The following is a 16,660-nucleotide window of genomic DNA, read 5'->3' as shown; positions in this document are numbered from 1 at the left end:
GTTCAGTGGGCGGAGGATATCAATATCCAAGAGCCGGATTGACCACATAGTCCAACGTTTCTCCGCGACGGTGCCGTTGGATATTTTCACACACGACAGAGATACATGCTTCTATCCGCGTAATGCATGCAATGTGCGGCGTCAGAATAACGCGTGGATCACTCCAGAAGGGATGTTCCTTGGGTAACGGTTCTGGGTCGGTTACGTCAATTACAGCGCTGCGCAACTTTCCGGAGTTTAGTGCCGCGATTAACGCGTCGTGGTCCAGCTGCTGTCCACGGCCAGCATGAACAAGTGCAGCGGAAGGTGGCAACTGGTCAAACAAGCATGCATTTAGGATATGCTTGGTCGAATCGGTCAGGGGCAATAGGCAAATCAAAATGTCCGTTTGCGCCAGAAAGGGGCTAAGGCCATTTTCCCCATGGAAAGTAGTTACGTTAGTCATATCATGTGGGCTACGTGCCCACCCAGAGAGCGCAAAGCCGAACGGCGCTAGCGCGTCAAGCGCACTGCGACCAAGATTTCCCAATCCCATGACCCCCACGCGCCTGTCCGCTGCAGGCGGTGGCACCGACACTTGTTGCCAGACTTGGCGTTTTTGTTGGTTGATATAGCCGGGCAGGTCACGGTGGAGGGCTAGCACTGCCATGGTAATGTATTCCCGCATCATAGCAGCATGGTCATCAGCGACTAGACGAACCACTGGCACGCCGTCAGGAAGGTTCGCCATATTAAACTGATCCGCACCTGCGCCCAGCGAGAATATCACTTCGAGCGCTGGCCAGCCGATCTTGATATCTTCGGGTACTCTCCAGGTTAGCATATAGCGCACGGTGCTCTGATCGAAATCTTCGCCCGCAAGAACCACTTCGAGATCGGGTATCAGATCCGCGAAAAGATCCCGTAGAATCTCTCCACGCTCGCGATCCATGTTAGCAAGAAACGTCATACGGGCTCTCTCCAGAACAATCGTATCTCAGGCGGGATCAGTGCGCGCGTCCAACGCGTCACGCAAACCATCACCAATGAAATTGAAGCTTGTCACCGCCATGGTGATGGCAATGCCAGGAATAATCGCTAGCCAAGGAGCCGTGGCTAGATATTGCTGCGCGCCGTTCAGCATATTGCCCCAGCTGGGCAGCGGGGGCTGGATTCCGTAGCCAAGAAAGCTGATATAAGCTTCCAGCAGGATAGCTCGGGCGACAGTCAGGGTTGCGGCGACAATGATCGGGCCTACCAGATTGGGCAACAATTCGCGAAACATGATATGCATGTTGCTTAGACCCAGCATTCTTCCAGCTAGGACAAAATCACGTTCACGCAGTGATTTCACTTCGGCTTCGACGATGCGAGCTATTTCCATCCAGCTTGTGACGGCAATAATGATGGTGATCATTACGGGACTAGGATTTATGAAAGCTGCCAGTGCCAACAAGAGGAAGATCGAAGGGAAGGCCAAAAAAGCATCTACAAAACGCATGAGTACCGAATTGACAGTGCCACCATAGTAACCTGCGATGACACCGATCACAGTCCCGATCAATGTTGATAGCACCATTGCAAAGAAACCAACCAGCAACGATATCCGCCCCGCCATTAGCAACCGGGCTGCAATATCCCTTCCAAGCGGGTCAGTGCCAAGGTAGTGATCACCTGTCAACGGCGCGGCAAAGCGGGCAGGTAGATCGATGAACAAATTGTCATAAGGCAACAGGTATGGTCCAAAGATGCAGGCCACAGTCAGCATCAGCAGCATCACAACGCCGATCATTGCCAGCCGGTGGCGGGCAAACCGTTTCATGCCACGGCTGTTCCACCAATGTTGGGAATTCTGTGAAATCGAGACAGCTGTCATATCGTCGTTTCCTTCAGCTTATCGCTCGTCAGGCCAAGCGGATGCGGGGATCGATGGCGGCGGCAACAAGATCGGCGATCAAATTTCCCAGTAGCACAATGATCGCCGAGAACATCAACAATCCCATCACAACGGGGTAGTCGTTGTAACTGAGGCTATCGAGAAATAGACGCCCCATGCCAGGCCAAGTGAAAACTGTTTCTGTGATCAGCGCCCCGCTCAGCAGATTAGGTAGTTGCATCCCCGCGAGAGTGACCATCGGTAACAGCGCGTTGCCCACCACATGCTTCATCAATATACGCCGCTCACTTACACCCTTGGCGCGTGCAGTCTTGACGAAATCCTGATTGATTACGTCCAGCGTCGCGGTACGCATGTAGCGGCTCCAAATTGCAATGTTGACTAGAGCAAGGACGATGCTGGGAAGAATGAGGTGATGGAGGTAGTCCAGAACAGATTCGTTGCCAATCGTGTACATATTGCCAGCGGGCAACCATCCAAGTTCCAGTGAAAAGATATAGATGCCGACGAGGCCAAACCAGAAAGTGGGTATTGAAAGAGCAATCATCGCACCGACGGTGGCGGTATAATCGAAGGCCGAATATCGATGCGTAGCACCCCTGATCCCGATCCAGGTACCCAGCGCGATTGCGATAACCGTAGAGCTGATCATGAGCAAGAAAGTCGCAAACATATGTCTGCTGATCACCTTGAGAACCGGTTCTTGATCACGATATGAGATGCCCCAATCCCCCTGAAGCATTCGCCAGGCCCAGTCGAGATACTGAATCGGCAAAGGCCGATTCAGTCCCATCTGCTCCGCTATTCTGTTCATGGTTTCTTGCGTCATACCAGGCGTCAGCGCGAATTGTGATAACGGTCCACCGGGTGTGAGGTGTAATACGCCAAAGCCGATCATCGACACGATGATTAGCAACACGATGCTTTGTCCAAGGCGTCTTAGTAGGTATCCAGCCATCTTTCTTCCTATCCATCGCGCCCGCAGTCTGTGCGAGGTCAGGCCGGGAGTTATGCTACGCCCCCGGCAGGTTTCTTATTTGTTCCAGTAGTATTGGGCAGTGTTCCAAGTATCAATACGGGTGTTGATATTGGGTTCAATACCTTCGATACCTTCCTTGTGCCCACGGACAGTCGCATATTGGAACATGGGCAGCAGTGGCAGATCTTCGCGGATCACTTGCTGGACCTCGCGGTAAATCTCTTTGCGCCGTTCCTGATCAAAAATTTCTCCAGCCTCTTTCAAAAGTTCATCGACCTCAGGGTTTGTATACTGAGCCGTGTTTGCCCCGCGTCCACCTTGAGCAGGAATGGCGTCAGAAGAGAAGCGCACCGTCACATCTGCATCAGCGCCAGTCGTAAAGACGATGCCGACGATGACTGAATCGAATTCCGACATCGTCCAATATTCGCCCCACATGACTGCGGGTGGCAGGTTCTCGATTGACATTTCTATGCCAATCTGTCCAAGCGACTGCTGTATGAACTGCTGTGTCTGTTCGCGAAGATGGTTTCCCGAAGTGGTCGAATTGCTGAAAGATAGTCTCACGCCATCCTTTTCGCGTATGCCATCTTCACCGGGCATCCAGCCAGCATCGTCAAGAAGCGTGTTTGCCCGTTCAGTGTTGTACTCGTGTTTTGGAAGATCGGGGGTATAGTAGTAGGACTGCTGGGGAAGATAGCTTTCCGTCGGTGTCGCCAGGCCGTAATAAAGCGCTTCAATGATCGTCTGTTTATCAATCGCGGCATAGATTGCCTCGCGTACGGCTGGGTCTTGGAATTGCGGCTTTTCCATGTTTAAAAATACCGATTCCACGGTGGATGAAGGCACAACCTCAACCACCCGACCTGTTAATGACTTAGCCTCAGCGTAGTTGTCAGGAGAAATGTACTGATTGCTGATGATGTCGATGTCACCGCTTTTAAATTGAGTGTAGAGAACGGTTAGATCTGGAATGTATTTGAAAATCAGCCGTTCAACATACGGACCGTCAGCAAAATAATCTTCGTTCGCCACCAATTCGAGATGGTCACCCGCCCTACGACTACCCCACTTGAATGCACCGGTACCTACTGGAGCTTGATTAAAAGGCGCATTGTTGCGGTCTTCCAGCGGCTCGAGAATATGCTTAGGAACTATCATCGTCTCGACAAGGATGGACATGTAAGGGGCAAAAGGCTCTTCCATCCGCCACTTGATTTCGGTCGGGGAGACCACTTCAATGTCGCGGATAAGATCATGACCCGTAGTGCGCCAGCTGCGGAAGTTCGGGTCGAGAATCAGCTCCAACGTAAATTTGACATCCTCAGCAGTGAACGGCTCGCCATCATGCCATTTAACGTCGTCCCTCAGTTTGAAGTGCCAATTCAGGCCGTCTTCGGAAAGTCCGCCATTCTCGATGGTCGGTACTTCGGCCGCCAGCGCAGGAATGAATTCTCCGTCGGGGGTGATGCGTACAAGCGCATCGAACAAAGATAGCTGAACGCCGTCATCCACTTCGATGCGGGGCATCAGAGGATTGAAAACAGTCGGCTCTTGGCTCACACCCACCACGATCTGGCCGGTTGGTGTATTGGGTGGGCTGGCAAACGCAGGGCTGACCAGTAGATTGGGCATAATGACACCAGCGGTGCCCACTAAGCCCATCATCTTGAGTGCATCGCGTCGGCTGGGATTCGTGAAGTTCATGTTGATTTTCTCCAGATCGATTTCAATTGGTATTATTGTGAGCTGCGTTCTGCACCGGGTATGGCGGCCACGAGTTCGCGGGTATAGGCGTTTTGAGGGGCGTGAAAAATCTGTGACGGCGGGCCTGCCTCCACTATCCTGCCCTTATGCATCACTAGGATTTCATCACAAATCTGGCTGGCGACGCGCAGATCATGGGTAATGAAGAACATCGCCACCTGGGTCTTTTTTTGTATTTGATCGAGCAATTTAAGAATCTGAGCCTGGATCGATACATCAAGCGCTGATACCGCCTCGTCTGCAACCAGCAGGTCAGGGTCAAACATCAGGGCGCGGGCGATCCCGATACGCTGTCGCTGCCCACCGGAAAATTCATGCGGATAGCGCCCATATGCCCCAGCGTCAAGCTCGACTTGTTCAAGAATGCGAAGCGCCTTACTGCGTGCTTCAGTGCGATTCATTCCTTGCGCAATAGGACCAACTGTTAGGATGTGGCCAATAGTCGAACGTGGATTGAGTGAGGCAAATGGGTCCTGGAATATCATCTGGATCTTAGGGCGCAGCGGTCGGAATTCGCTTTCTTTCATGGGGGCGATGTCGGTACCGCGATACATCATCCTGCCACTGTCGCTTGCCATCAATTTGATCAAAAGGCGGCCAAGGGATGTCTTGCCTGATCCGCTTTCACCAACCACGCCTAAGGTTTGTCCTCGACGGAGCACGAAGCTTGCATTTTGCACTGCAGCAACGGTGCGCTCCTTGCTAAACCAGCCGCCACCACTCCGGTAGGTCTTGCTCAAGTCCTCGACCGTTAACACGATATTATCCTGGTCGGTCTCTGGAAGGCTCTGCGCGGTATCGCTGTCATTTTTCTTTAGACCTGGGACGGCTGCGATCAGGCGTTTCGTGTAGGGATGTTTCGGTGCGTTGAATATCTCTTCAGCGCTGGCATGTTCGACGATCAACCCTTTTTCCATCACGATCACTTCGTCAGCAATCTCGGCAACTACCCCAAAATCATGGGTAATGAACATCACACTCATGCCCTTGCGGGTCTGGATGTCGCGAATCAGTTTCAGAATCTGTGCCTGTGTTGTCACATCAAGCGCTGTGGTAGGTTCGTCTGCGATCAAAATCGCAGGCTCCAAGGCCAAAGCCATGGCGATCATCACACGTTGGCGCTGGCCGCCCGAAAGACGGAAGGGGTACTGATGTACCATCTCTTGCGGATCTGGCAGGCCAACTTCTTCAATAAGCTCAAGCGCACGGGCAGCCCGTGATTTAGGTGAACCCTCCCCATGTGATGCCATCACTTCTACCACTTGGTCGCCGATGGTCATTAGCGGGTTCAACGCCGACAGAGGATCTTGAAAGATCATTGACACCACCCGTCCTCTCAACTTACGTAGATCTTTCGGGTTGGCCTTCAACAGATCCTCGCCCTGGAAAGTGATTTGCCCCGAAGACACACGAATTGCCGGTGGCAGCAGCCCCATAAGCGTGTTGGCAGTAACAGATTTCCCAGACCCCGATTCACCGATAACGCAGAGGATTTTTCCGCGCGGCAAATCGAACGAGACATCTTTAACCGCGTATTTGCGCTCCATTCCATGTGGCAGATCAACGGTCAGGTTCCTAACTGACAGTATTACTTCCTCGACTGGAATTTTGCTTTCAGAGAGTGGAGTCACCTGCACGTCACCTCCATAGGCACGAGTTCAGCATGTAAACTTAAGCTAGCAGCATTAAATTCAAAAATGAACACTTTTAAATAATATACTGAAAAACACCTTTCAATATGGCAATGTTTTTCAGCAATATGAGTAAAATGCTTGAAATAATCAAAATTCTTTTTCATTATTAAATTGAAAAGTGGGCTAATTTGTTTGGCCTGCTAAGACATTGCATAAGGCGCTTATGTCAGATCAAGAAACACCTGCTCCAGACGACGCGCCCAGCTCGATTGGAGAAACGTTCAGGCAACTGCGTCATAAGCAAGGCATCTCCTTAAGGGTGCTGTCGGAAAAATCGGGCGTATCGGTCGGAACTATCAGCCAGATTGAACGTGACATCGCCAACCCTTCAATGAGAGTCCTAACAGCACTCCGGCGTGCACTGAACATTCCGATGCAGGTGATGTTCGGTGATGAGTCAGGGGATGCTAGTGAAGGTGGAAGCGAGGATGCTCCTCCTTTCCTGCGTCGTGCAGCAAAGCGGCCGCGTATCGATCTTGGATCGTTGCAAAAAGAATTGTTGACGTCAGGTGGTAACCACAACCTGCAAATCATGATCCTGACGATAGAGCCAGGCGGATCGTCAGGTAACACCGCGCTTAGCTATCCTGCAGAAAAAGGTGGACTTGTACTCGAAGGGGAATTGATGCTGACCGTTGATAATCGCGAGGCGCGCCTTGAAGAGGGTGACAGCTTTGTATTCAACAGTGCACAGCCGCACGGTTTCCGCAATGATAGCAATCGGCCTGCGCGGATCCTTTGGGTCATCGGCGCCGTGCAGTTTGATCGACACCTCTGACTCAGAAAATATCGCTAAGTATTCTGTACTATTACAAAGGTGTTCCCAATGTCTTCCGATCACATCCCACTCAAGACGACTCCCTATTGGTGGGAAGCCGCCCCAGTCCAATCCCTGCCAGAGAAACCTTTGGAAAAGGCAGTAGACGTAGCCATTATCGGCGCAGGCTATGCGGGGCTTAGTGCAGGTATGACACTGGCCCGTGCGGGCCGGACTGTGGCTATATTTGACCGCCAGCATCCTGGCGAAGGAGCATCTTCGCGCAATGGAGGCATTACCAGCGGCAATATTCGGCTCGACCATGCAACGCTAGTCCGGAAATTTGGCGATGAGCGCGCGACCGCGATTGAAGCAGAAGGCAAACAGGCTCGTGAGCATCTTTACAGCATGATTGCCGAGGAAGGCATTGACTGTGATTTTAAGCCTGTCGGGCGGTTCAGCGGTTCGATGGGGGCAAAGGATTACGAAAGCGCTGCCCGGAGCGCTGAAAAGCTACACCGCACGCTGGGAATCGAAGCCTATGCAGTCCCCCATGGGGAACAGCGCGACTACATCGGCACTGATTTTTTCCGGGGTGGTACGGTCCGAATGGACATCGGCGGGCTTCACCCTGCGAAATTCATTGCTGAATTGTTGCGCGTGGCGCAGGGGGTAGGAGTAACTGTTCACTCTGACACGGCCGTGGAGCATATTACACCTGACGATGATAAGTTCATCGTTAAGACAGTGCGGGGGCAAGTCTCTGCTCGACAGGTGATGATCTGCACCAACGGTTATACTGATAAGGTAGATCCGTGGCTGCGCAAGCGTATCGTGCCCGTTCGTAGCCGCATCATCGCTACAGAAGAGCTGCCAGCCGATCTGATGGCAGAGCTCATGCCGAGACAGATGATGATGAGTGACACGCGCACCCTTGGCTTTTACTTTCGCCCCTCGCCAGATGGAAAACGAATCCTATTCGGCGGACGAGATGGCACCACTTTGGATGAGCCCACAAAACCTGTCGCGCATCTGCGGGACAACCTCATATCGATATTCCCCGAACTGAATGAGACAGCGGTTACGCACACCTGGTACGGCAACGTTGGCATGCATCGGGATATGATCCCACGGATCTTTGAGCGCAATGGTATAGTTTATGCTACGGGCTTCTGTGGATCGGGCGTTGTCTGGGCGCCATGGATCGGTCATAAGGCAGCGCAGAAACTGCTAGGTAATACAAACGAGTCGCCATCGGCGTTCGATTTTCGGGCGCCAACAGCGGTGCCGTTTTACCATGGGAAGCCATGGTTCATGCCCTTGTTCATGGCCATGTACAAGATGCAGGATCGCTTAAAGCTGCTTCGCGCTGGACGTTAATAAGAAGGGTGCCCACTTCCAGTGGGCTCGGACAGTAAGGTCACCGTGCCGCGCTCAATGCCGCCATGGGTGAGCGCGTCGAGCTCGGGGAGGCCTGAGCTGAGGGTGAGTATTGAATACGATAATGATTGTTGGCATCAGGCGGGGAAAAGCGTTATGCCCTGCTTATTAAGTAGATGAAAGTGCTGGTCTTCTTTAAACCCCGAGTCACGTAGCTTGGTGATCCGGCATAAACGACCAAACTCCGTGTTCTTTAGGCAGAACACTCCACCGTTCAGAAAGGGTAAAGCCTAGTCATCTATTTCCGCGCTTTCCTCGGAGGTAATGATTCCCGTTGCCACTCCCTGATCAGTGTCCGTAATACCGCAAAACCTGCTTGCGAAACTGAAACGTGTCGGCTGATAGATAGCGCAATTGGCTGAGGGAGTCGATCACAACACGCTTTGCCAGAGGTTCGCTAACATGAACGAGAATCTTGTCTTGTCATGGATGGTATTGCCTTCGACGCCCTAATCTTCCAGTAGGGTGGTATAGGTACTTTTTCCGACATCATTCGCCTAGCTGTTACCAACACTCGCTTCTATGGCTATCTCTCTTCGAAAGATTATGTCGCTAGGCTTTCTGCTCTAGACGTTACGACGACTTTCAGACTGAGATGACTAAAGCCGGCAATCCTCAAAATTCACTTCGGGGTGGCTGACCTTGTACGCCGACAGACTTTTTTGTGATAGCAGCTCCACAGGGCTTTCCGCATCTAACACCTGACACTTCATCGGTAGGGCTAGGGCTACTGGATATTCACTCCGTACCTCACCATTACAGAAGAGGTTAAACAGGGGCGGCTCGACTACATCGTCGACGTGTTGCCGGGGTTATCCAGCCGGTTCAAGCGCGAGGCGATAGCAAGCTCGTTAGCGGTTTGACCGGGTGCGTAATCCCAGCCCGGTAGCACGCCATTTGGCACTGTGACGACTTCGCCAGTGGTGTTGTCGATGTGCTCATAGGTACCGTCGCTTGGAGCTGCGTCCAGGCCTTCCTTGCCCATGCGGCGTAGGCCACTTTCGTTGAGCGTTTCTACGCCGCAGTTGCTGCAAAAGCCATTGGAAGGGTAGTGCGCCGTCTGCGCGTAGCACCAGATTATCCCAGCGCTGGTTCTGCTGGCGTGGGTTCTCAATGGTGTTATGCACGTAGCGCCAGAAGGGGGCAGGCCTGCCACGTCCGCGTCGGTCATCTGCTGCCAGCGGCCAGCGGGATAGGACGTATCAGGTTCGTCTTGAAGATAAGGCGGGTACGCTAGGCGCGGCCCGCCTTCTGCTGGGCTTCGGGAGAGGTGAGTAACTTCTCCGGCCGTTCTCCCCACCCGCGGCGGGGTTTGTTGAGTGCGAAGGCGTCACTCTGGGTGTTTTAGGTAGATCCGAAGCCGCTGAGCAGCATTGTCGAGGTGATTGGCAGCAGCAGCCCGAGCGTTTTCGCCATCTTGGGCGGCAATGGCCTTGAAGATAGCCTCGTGCTCATTCTGTACGCGCTGGACCATATCCTGGCTTCGCGCCGTATTCTCACGAGCGGTACGGATCAAATTACGTACTCGCGATTCCAGAAATTCTCCGAAGCTGATGAAGTAGGCGTTGTGGGTAGCTTGGAGAATGGCACGATGGAATTTCATGTCCTCCTCGACTCCGTTACGGTTTTCACGAATGGCTACCTCCAATCCGCCGAGATGCTGGCGGATGGCGTTAAGGTCGCTGGGAGTGCGACGGATGGCGGCTTGCTCAGTTGCTGCCACTTCGACGGAAATGAGGAAGTGAAACAGGTCGGCAAGGTCTTCCTTATCTTCGAAGCTGGGTTCGAGTCGGAAGACTGAGGCGCCTTGCGGGTTGACGAAGTGACCACGCCCCTGTTGCGAAATCACCAGGCCATCTGACTTCAGGATCGAGACGGCTTCTCGAATCACCGGACGGCTTACGCCATAGGCTTCGCCGAGCTCCTGCTCGGTAGGTAAGCGCTTGCCTGGCTCTATGCTGCCGCTTTCGATGGACGTTCTGATGCGCATAGCTACTTCATCCGACAGGGAGTGGCCTCGTGCGATGGTGCTTGAAGGTACGTTTTTCATCATGGGATCCCATTGCGGAAGAAGACGGCGCTCTTAGGCCGATAAACATGTCTTCGTGTGTGTCAGTTGATATAGAGCCCGCCATTGACCTGTAGACTTTCCCCAGTCATGAAGCTCGAAGCATCGCTACACAGAAAGTCGACAACGCTTGCGATTTCATCAGGCCTGCCCAGGCGCTGCAAGGGGGTGGCACCGATCATGATTTGCCGCTTGGCCGCATCGAGCGATCCCATCATCCGGGTATCGATGAGCCCCGGAGAGATGGCATTGACACGAGTGCGTGGCGCGAGCTCCTGGGCTAGTGACCGGGTGAGCGTCAGCACTCCGCCTTTCGCTGCAGCATAGGGTGTATGGTTCAGGCTACCTCGCTGGCCGGCCAACGAGGCGATGTTGACGATCGAACTGTTTTTGCTCAAGAGCGGCCGCAGGGCCTGGATGGTGAAGAAGACACCGTCCAGGTTGATGGCCATGCTCGTTCTCCAATCCGCTTCGACGATCTCCGTCAACGGCAGGTGCTGGTAGAGACCAGCGCCGGTCACAATGTAATCCACCTGCCCGAAGGCCTCCCGACATGCCTCGGCAACGCGCTCGGCGTCCTCCATCTTAGCGACATCGTGGCGAATGGCCAGACAATCGGGCTCTCCGCCCAGCGTGGCGGCGAAGCTCTCGAGACTTGCCTCGTCGATGTCGGTTAATACTAATTTGATGTTTCTCTTGCTGAAAAACAGGGCGATTTGCTGGGAAATCTCCCCGGCGGCACCGGTTATGACGGCGGTCTTGAAACGCTGCTTGCTCATGATTGTCCTCATTCAACACTAAAGTCTTATTGTTTGGTTGTCTTACAACATCCAGTCTAGCTTAGGAGTTGTCGGATAAGCTTACAAATCTATTCTTAATATGTCCTTAAAGTAAAGGCTACCAAAACAATTAATTAAGATTATTGAGGCGCTTATGCTAAGCAATAAAGCTGTATTAACAGTGGCCGGGACCGGCATGGTACTAGGGATGGCTGTGGCTTCCTCGGCGCAGGCCGAGACACTTAAAGTCGGTATTGTCGAGTCCTTGTCAGGCTCCCAGACTTCTACCGGCCGACTGTACGCCACTGCCGCACGCTACGTGCTGGAGAAGGTTAATGAGCAGGGCGGCTACAACGGCGATCAGATCGAAATCCTGGAATACGATAATGGCGGCAATACTTCCGGTGCTGCGGCTAAAGTGCGACAGGCGATCGCTGATGGCGTCGACGTCATCATCCAAGGCTCCTCTTCGGCAGTCGCCGGCCAGGTGAGCGAAGATGTGCGCAAGCACAACATCCGCAACCGCGGTGACGAGGTGCTCTACCTAAACGTCGGCGGTGAGGCGATGGAGCTGCGCAGCAACAAGTGTCACTACCATGCCTTCCACTTCACCTCCACCGCTCCGATGCGCGTCGGTGCGCTAACCCAAGTGATGTCTGAGCAGGGAGGTTTAGGCGACCGCGTCTACTCGATTAACCAAAATTACTCCTGGGGCAAGGACATGCAGGAGGCCATCAAGGCGCGCGCCGAAGAATATGGCTACGAAGTCGTCGATACGGTGCTGCATGAGGTCAACCGCATTCAAGACTTCGCACCTTACGTCGCGCAGATCAAGTCCGCCAATCCCGACTCAGTGATCACCGGCAACTGGTCCAACGACCTGCTTCTGCTGATGAGGGCAGTCGGCGGCGCTGGTCTAGACGACATTACCTTCGGCACTGCCTTCCTGGATCAGGTTGGCAACGTAGCCAACGCAGGTCAAGGGGCTATGGGCAACTACGTGGCGCATCTGGGCAGCATCGAGCTGCTCAGCGAAGAGTTTGTGAATGACTACCAGTCCGTAACCGGCCACTATCCCGTCTACGTCGAACCAGGCGCAGTCAATGGCATCAAGCTGTTCACTAAGGCTCTGGAGGAAGTGGACTTCGAGGGCGGAGATATCGACGTCAACCAGATCGCAGCCGCTCTTGAACAGGCGACCTTGGAGACCGATCTCGGTGAAATTTCCATCCGTGAGGGCGATCACCAGACGGTGATGCCGGTGATCGTGTCACGAGTGAGCAAGGATGTGAAATACCCGGTTGACGGCACCGATATGGGTTTTGAACCCATTGAAGTAGTGTCCGCCGAGGACGCGATCTTTCCGTTGCAAGAATCCTGCCGGATGCGCCGTCCGTAAGTAACCCGCCCTGCGGGCCATCGACCCACAGGGCATTACTTTCCCACCCGAGACCCCAGCGTTGCTCGGATCAGGAGTGATACATGGAATTTCTGATAACCTCCACATTAAACGGCGTCATCTACGGGATGCTGTTGTTCATGGTCTCGGCGGGCCTGACGCTGATTTTCGGCATGATGGGCGTTCTTAACTTCGCTCATGCCTCGTTTTATATGCTGGGCGCGTACTTCGCCTACACGCTCTCGAGTATTTTCAATTTCTGGATAGGGTTGCTGGTGGCCCCGCTAATAGTGGGCATCATAGGCATCCTGGTCGAGCGCTACTTGCTGCGACGTGTCCATTCCTATGGGCACGCTCACGAGCTGCTGCTGACCTTCGGTCTCGCTTTTATCTTCGAAGAGCTAGTCAAGCTCTTCTACGGCGACTATCCAGTGAATTATAGGATGCCTGACGACCTGAACTTCGCAGCATTCAATATTTTTGGGACGGACTATCCCTTCTACCGAGTTTTCATCGGTGGCGTGGCGTTGGCCATGTTTATCTCGCTGCTGTTAATGCTCAACAAAACGCGCGTGGGCATCGTGGTGCGTGGCGCCGAACGCCTGCCGCAGATAGCGCAGGCCTTGGGCCATAACGTGCCGCTCGTCTTCATGGGAGTTTTCGGCGCCGGTGCCGCGCTGGCGGGTCTCGGAGGAGCGGTGGCCGGTGCGTTCTACCCCACCAACCCGAATATGGCGCTGGAGCTTGGCGTGATCGTGTTCGTAGTGGTCGTGGTTGGTGGCTTGGGTTCGCTCACCGGCTCGCTGCTCGCCTCGCTGATGATCGGCCTCTTCAGCTCCTTTGCCGTAGGCCTGGATTGGTCACTTGCCGGCGCCTTCGACTGGGTAGGGCTCGGAGACTGGGCGCGTAGCGTGGGCGGTCTGCTCACCATGTCGATCTCTTCGATTTCCGGAGCGATGCCTTTCCTGTTAATGCTGATTGTGCTCCTGGTTCGCCCGGCGGGCCTGATGGGCTCTAAGAACTGAGGATAGGATGATGCGCTATAAACTCCCTCTCATCGCTCTGCTGTTGATTGCCCTAGTCGCCGTTCCGCCCTTGTTCGGCGGTGGCGTGCAGTACGCGCTGGTTAACGCACTAATTGCTTCGCTGTTCGCCGCAGCATTCAACCTGCTCATGGGGCAGGGCGGCATGCTCTCCTTCGGCCACGCCGCGTATTTTGGCATCGGGGCCTTTGCCGTGCTGCATCTGATGCAGGCGGTGGAGTACGGCTACATGGGCGTGCCCACCGTGCTGTTGCCGCTTGCAGGAGGCCTTGCCGGTCTTATTGGCGGGCTGTTTGCTGGCTACTTCGCCACCATGCGCGCCGGCGTGTATTTCTCGCTGGTCACGCTCGCCTTGGCCGAGTTGCTGTTCTCGCTAGCCCCGCACTGGGAAGGCATCTTTGGGGGGGAGGCAGGGCTCTCCTCTATGCGTATGCCCTCGCTAGGCTTTAACTTCGGAACCACCCTTGAAGTCTACTACCTCACACTGGTCTGGGTGGTGCTGTGCTTGGCCGTTCTGTACGCCTACACACTTACCCCATTTGGGCGGCTGACGCAGGCACTACGGGACAATTCACAGCGCATCCGCTACATGGGCTACAACGCGCACACTACTAAAGTGGTGGTGTTCGCTATCTCAACCACCTTCGCTGGTATTGCTGGCGGGCTCATGGCTATGTCCAACGAAACTGCCAACTACAGCATTTTCAGTACCCACATCTCGGCTGAAGTGGTGCTTTATACCTTCGTTGGCGGCTCCACGGTGTTCTTCGGGCCTATCATCGGCGCGAGCATCTTTACCCTGTTCGGTTTCGTCGTCTCGGGTGCGACCAACGCTTGGTTGCTCTACCAGGGGCTGATCTTCGTTTTGGTGATGCTCTTCGCTCCCAAAGGCATCGGCGGGTTGATCCAGGCGCACATTGACCAGCGTCATCGCCTGCCTTGGGCACGTTTGCCGCTGCCTTACGCCGTACTCGCCGGCGGTGGCGTGTTCATGTCACTAGCCGTTGTGTTCTTCATTCAGAGTTTCGAGCACGTGCTCTCCAGTCGCTACCAGGCGGTCGTCGCACGTACCGGCGAGTGGCCCGATTACCACCTGTTCGGGGCGAGCTGGGATCCGCTGAGTCCGGTGACTTGGCTGGTGCCACTGATACTGTTCGTGCCCGGAGTAATTATTGTGCGCAAGGCTACGGCCCGCATCCATGAGATGTGGGAAGGCCAGGGCGCAGATGTGGACAAATCTGAGGCAGCACCGGCTACCAGCGGTGGTCACTAAGGGAGCAATGCTATGACACGCAATGACGACGTCGTCCTGGCCGTGCGAGACGTAACCAAGAGCTTCGGCGGCCTTGAAATCATGAAAGGTGTGAATCTCGATCTCTGCCGAGGCGAGCGCCACGCGCTGCTTGGTCCCAATGGGGCGGGCAAGTCCACAATGTTTAACCTGATCTCCGGCGAATTCCCGCCCACTAGCGGCTCCATCGAGCTACAAGGTCGGGTTATCAGTGGCATGACCCCCGAGGCGATCAACCGCGCCGGGCTCGCCCGCTCGTTCCAGATCACCAACTTGTTCGCACGCCTCTCGGCGTTGGAAAACATCCGCATCGGTGTGATGGCCCGCCACGGGATTCGTTTTAATCTGCTGCGCAGGGTGAGCCGCATGAAATCTATCAACGCCGAGTCCATGCAATTGCTCGAGCGCGTACGCTTGGGGCACCGGGCCGACACACCGGCGGGCGATATGGCCTACTCTGAGCAGCGCTCGCTCGAAATCGGCATGACGCTTGCCACCGGCGCCGATGTCATTCTGCTCGATGAGCCCACCGCGGGCATGTCGCGCGAGGAGACTGCTTATATCGTCGATCTCATCCGCGAGGTCACGACGGATAAGACGCTGATAATGGTCGAGCACGACATGAGCGTAGTGTTCGGGTTATGCGACCGCATCTCGGTGTTGGTGTATGGGAAAATCCTCGCCACCGGCACACCCGATGAGATCCGCAACAACCGAGAAGTCCAAGAGGCTTACCTTGGCGAGGAGGCTGCATAGTGTTACTCGATATTAAGGGGCTTCACGCCTACTACGACAAGAGCCACATCCTCCACGGCGTGAACTTCGCTCTGCCAGAGGCTGACATTATCGCATTGCTTGGGCGCAACGGCTCGGGACGCTCGACCACGCTCAAGGCCATGATGGGCATAGTGCCACCGGCCGAAGGCAGCGTGAAGCTCCAAGGTGAGGAGCTCGCTGGCAAAGGCTCACACCAGATCGCGTTGCGCGGCCTGGGCTACGTACCCGAGGAGCGGTTAGTATTTCCCAATCTCAGCGTTGACGAAAACCTACAGATGGGGGTGCAGCGTGGAGTGGACGGCGCTCCACGCTGGTCGCTAGAAGACATGTTCGGCTATTTCCCGCGGCTCAAGGAGAGGCGCAACCAGCGTGCGGGTTACATGTCAGGCGGTGAGCAGCAAATGTTAACGATCTGCCGTTCACTGCTGGGCAATCCGCTGGTGCTACTGGTGGACGAGCCTACTGAGGGGCTCGCCCCTATGATCGTGGACGTGGTCACTGACGTTATCCGCGACATCCACGCCAAGGGCGTGGGTGTGATGCTAGTCGAGCAGAAGATGAGCATGGCCATGCGCGTGGCGAGCCGAGTGCTGGTCATGGGTCACGGCGACATCGTCTTCGATGGATCTGTCGAAGAAATGCAGACGCGCGATGATATCCGCCGTGAGTGGCTAGAGGTCGCCTGATCGCGAACATCTAACGGTACATGCTGGATCCACCCCAAGGGCTCGGACCTAGTGTATCTGTACCGCTGATTATTGTAAGGCAAGCAGACAAATATAGGAGGGGT

15 protein-coding genes are annotated in these 16,660 nt (G+C 54.6%); 7 read left to right on the top strand and 8 right to left on the bottom strand.

Translation table 11 applies throughout. From position 1 onward, the window contains the following. Positions 1–19: 19 nt before the first annotated feature. From ACXUPB_RS19860 to ACXUPB_RS19840, 5 genes are all read right to left on the bottom strand, one after another. Positions 20–949, bottom strand: a complete 930-nt coding sequence (locus ACXUPB_RS19860; RefSeq protein ID WP_472954287.1) for a 2-hydroxyacid dehydrogenase — start codon at positions 947–949, stop codon at positions 20–22. Between the two features lie 27 nt (positions 950–976). Further along, complete coding sequence (locus ACXUPB_RS19855) at positions 977–1,855, bottom strand: ABC transporter permease (RefSeq protein ID WP_472954285.1); 879 nt, start codon at positions 1,853–1,855, stop codon at positions 977–979. A gap of 28 nt (positions 1,856–1,883) precedes the next feature. Next, positions 1,884–2,834: an ABC transporter permease gene (locus tag ACXUPB_RS19850; RefSeq protein ID WP_427386875.1), complete on the bottom strand. Its 951-nt coding sequence runs from the start codon at positions 2,832–2,834 to the stop codon at positions 1,884–1,886. A 75-nt stretch (positions 2,835–2,909) separates the two neighbouring features. Then, positions 2,910–4,562 (bottom strand): peptide ABC transporter substrate-binding protein, encoded by a 1,653-nt coding sequence (locus tag ACXUPB_RS19845; protein WP_472954282.1) that lies wholly within the window; start codon positions 4,560–4,562, stop codon positions 2,910–2,912. A 32-nt stretch (positions 4,563–4,594) separates the two neighbouring features. Next, entirely contained in the window at positions 4,595–6,253 is a 1,659-nt protein-coding gene (locus ACXUPB_RS19840) for an ABC transporter ATP-binding protein (RefSeq protein WP_472956765.1), read from the bottom strand. A 226-nt stretch (positions 6,254–6,479) separates the two neighbouring features. On the opposite strand from ACXUPB_RS19840, the gene ACXUPB_RS19835 reads away from it, so the two are divergent. Together ACXUPB_RS19835 and ACXUPB_RS19830 are read left to right on the top strand one after the other, a co-directional pair. Beyond that, positions 6,480–7,094 (top strand): cupin domain-containing protein, encoded by a 615-nt coding sequence (locus ACXUPB_RS19835; protein WP_472954280.1) that lies wholly within the window; start codon positions 6,480–6,482, stop codon positions 7,092–7,094. Positions 7,095–7,142: 48 nt separating this feature from the next. Next, on the top strand, positions 7,143–8,453 hold the full coding sequence (locus tag ACXUPB_RS19830; RefSeq protein WP_472954278.1) for an NAD(P)/FAD-dependent oxidoreductase: 1,311 nt from the start codon (positions 7,143–7,145) through the stop codon (positions 8,451–8,453). Between the two features lie 847 nt (positions 8,454–9,300). Here ACXUPB_RS19830 and ACXUPB_RS19825 read toward each other — a convergent pair. From ACXUPB_RS19825 to ACXUPB_RS19815, 3 genes are all read right to left on the bottom strand, one after another. Continuing rightward, positions 9,301–9,684, bottom strand: a complete 384-nt coding sequence (locus ACXUPB_RS19825; RefSeq protein WP_472954276.1) for a hypothetical protein — start codon at positions 9,682–9,684, stop codon at positions 9,301–9,303. A 159-nt stretch (positions 9,685–9,843) separates the two neighbouring features. Beyond that, positions 9,844–10,566 (bottom strand): FadR/GntR family transcriptional regulator, encoded by a 723-nt coding sequence (locus ACXUPB_RS19820; RefSeq protein ID WP_472954274.1) that lies wholly within the window; start codon positions 10,564–10,566, stop codon positions 9,844–9,846. Positions 10,567–10,625: 59 nt separating this feature from the next. Continuing rightward, entirely contained in the window at positions 10,626–11,360 is a 735-nt protein-coding gene (locus tag ACXUPB_RS19815; protein ID WP_472954272.1) for an SDR family NAD(P)-dependent oxidoreductase, read from the bottom strand. A 154-nt stretch (positions 11,361–11,514) separates the two neighbouring features. On the opposite strand from ACXUPB_RS19815, the gene ACXUPB_RS19810 reads away from it, so the two are divergent. The 5 genes from ACXUPB_RS19810 to ACXUPB_RS19790 all read left to right on the top strand — a co-directional run bounded on the left by ACXUPB_RS19810 (position 11,515) and on the right by ACXUPB_RS19790 (position 16,556). Beyond that, the gene (locus ACXUPB_RS19810; RefSeq protein WP_472954269.1) at positions 11,515–12,759 is read left to right on the top strand and encodes a branched-chain amino acid ABC transporter substrate-binding protein; all 1,245 of its coding nucleotides are present in this window, start codon (positions 11,515–11,517) and stop codon (positions 12,757–12,759) included. 83 nt (positions 12,760–12,842) lie between these two features. Continuing rightward, complete coding sequence (locus ACXUPB_RS19805) at positions 12,843–13,784, top strand: branched-chain amino acid ABC transporter permease (protein WP_176304238.1); 942 nt, start codon at positions 12,843–12,845, stop codon at positions 13,782–13,784. A 7-nt stretch (positions 13,785–13,791) separates the two neighbouring features. Beyond that, positions 13,792–15,075 carry a branched-chain amino acid ABC transporter permease gene (locus tag ACXUPB_RS19800; protein WP_472954267.1) on the top strand — a complete coding sequence of 428 codons (1,284 nt, stop codon included), beginning with the start codon at positions 13,792–13,794 and terminating at the stop codon, positions 15,073–15,075. 12 nt (positions 15,076–15,087) lie between these two features. After that, positions 15,088–15,849: an ABC transporter ATP-binding protein gene (locus ACXUPB_RS19795; RefSeq protein ID WP_472954265.1), complete on the top strand. Its 762-nt coding sequence runs from the start codon at positions 15,088–15,090 to the stop codon at positions 15,847–15,849. Beyond that, positions 15,849–16,556 carry an ATP-binding cassette domain-containing protein gene (locus ACXUPB_RS19790; RefSeq protein WP_176304236.1) on the top strand — a complete coding sequence of 236 codons (708 nt, stop codon included), beginning with the start codon at positions 15,849–15,851 and terminating at the stop codon, positions 16,554–16,556. Before ACXUPB_RS19795 ends, ACXUPB_RS19790 begins: the two co-directional genes overlap by 1 nt. Positions 16,557–16,660 lie beyond the last annotated feature (104 nt).

It is taken from the genome of Vreelandella sp. DA03-1M, assembly GCF_055725665.1.
Note: the sequence above shows the minus strand (reverse complement) of the source record. Positions and strands in the feature narration are given on the sequence as shown.

Coding starts and splice junctions, on each gene's coding strand:
- ACXUPB_RS19795 (WP_472954265.1), top strand. CDS start 15,088: ATGACACGCAATGACGACGTCGTCCTGGCCGTGCGAGACGTAACCAAG.
- ACXUPB_RS19825 (WP_472954276.1), bottom strand. CDS start 9,684: ATGACCGACGCGGACGTGGCAGGCCTGCCCCCTTCTGGCGCTACGTGC.
- ACXUPB_RS19860 (WP_472954287.1), bottom strand. CDS start 949: ATGACGTTTCTTGCTAACATGGATCGCGAGCGTGGAGAGATTCTACGG.
- ACXUPB_RS19845 (WP_472954282.1), bottom strand. CDS start 4,562: ATGAACTTCACGAATCCCAGCCGACGCGATGCACTCAAGATGATGGGC.
- ACXUPB_RS19805 (WP_176304238.1), top strand. CDS start 12,843: ATGGAATTTCTGATAACCTCCACATTAAACGGCGTCATCTACGGGATG.
- ACXUPB_RS19820 (WP_472954274.1), bottom strand. CDS start 10,566: ATGATGAAAAACGTACCTTCAAGCACCATCGCACGAGGCCACTCCCTG.
- ACXUPB_RS19810 (WP_472954269.1), top strand. CDS start 11,515: ATGCTAAGCAATAAAGCTGTATTAACAGTGGCCGGGACCGGCATGGTA.
- ACXUPB_RS19800 (WP_472954267.1), top strand. CDS start 13,792: ATGATGCGCTATAAACTCCCTCTCATCGCTCTGCTGTTGATTGCCCTA.
- ACXUPB_RS19815 (WP_472954272.1), bottom strand. CDS start 11,360: ATGAGCAAGCAGCGTTTCAAGACCGCCGTCATAACCGGTGCCGCCGGG.
- ACXUPB_RS19855 (WP_472954285.1), bottom strand. CDS start 1,855: ATGACAGCTGTCTCGATTTCACAGAATTCCCAACATTGGTGGAACAGC.
- ACXUPB_RS19830 (WP_472954278.1), top strand. CDS start 7,143: ATGTCTTCCGATCACATCCCACTCAAGACGACTCCCTATTGGTGGGAA.
- ACXUPB_RS19850 (WP_427386875.1), bottom strand. CDS start 2,834: ATGGCTGGATACCTACTAAGACGCCTTGGACAAAGCATCGTGTTGCTA.
- ACXUPB_RS19835 (WP_472954280.1), top strand. CDS start 6,480: ATGTCAGATCAAGAAACACCTGCTCCAGACGACGCGCCCAGCTCGATT.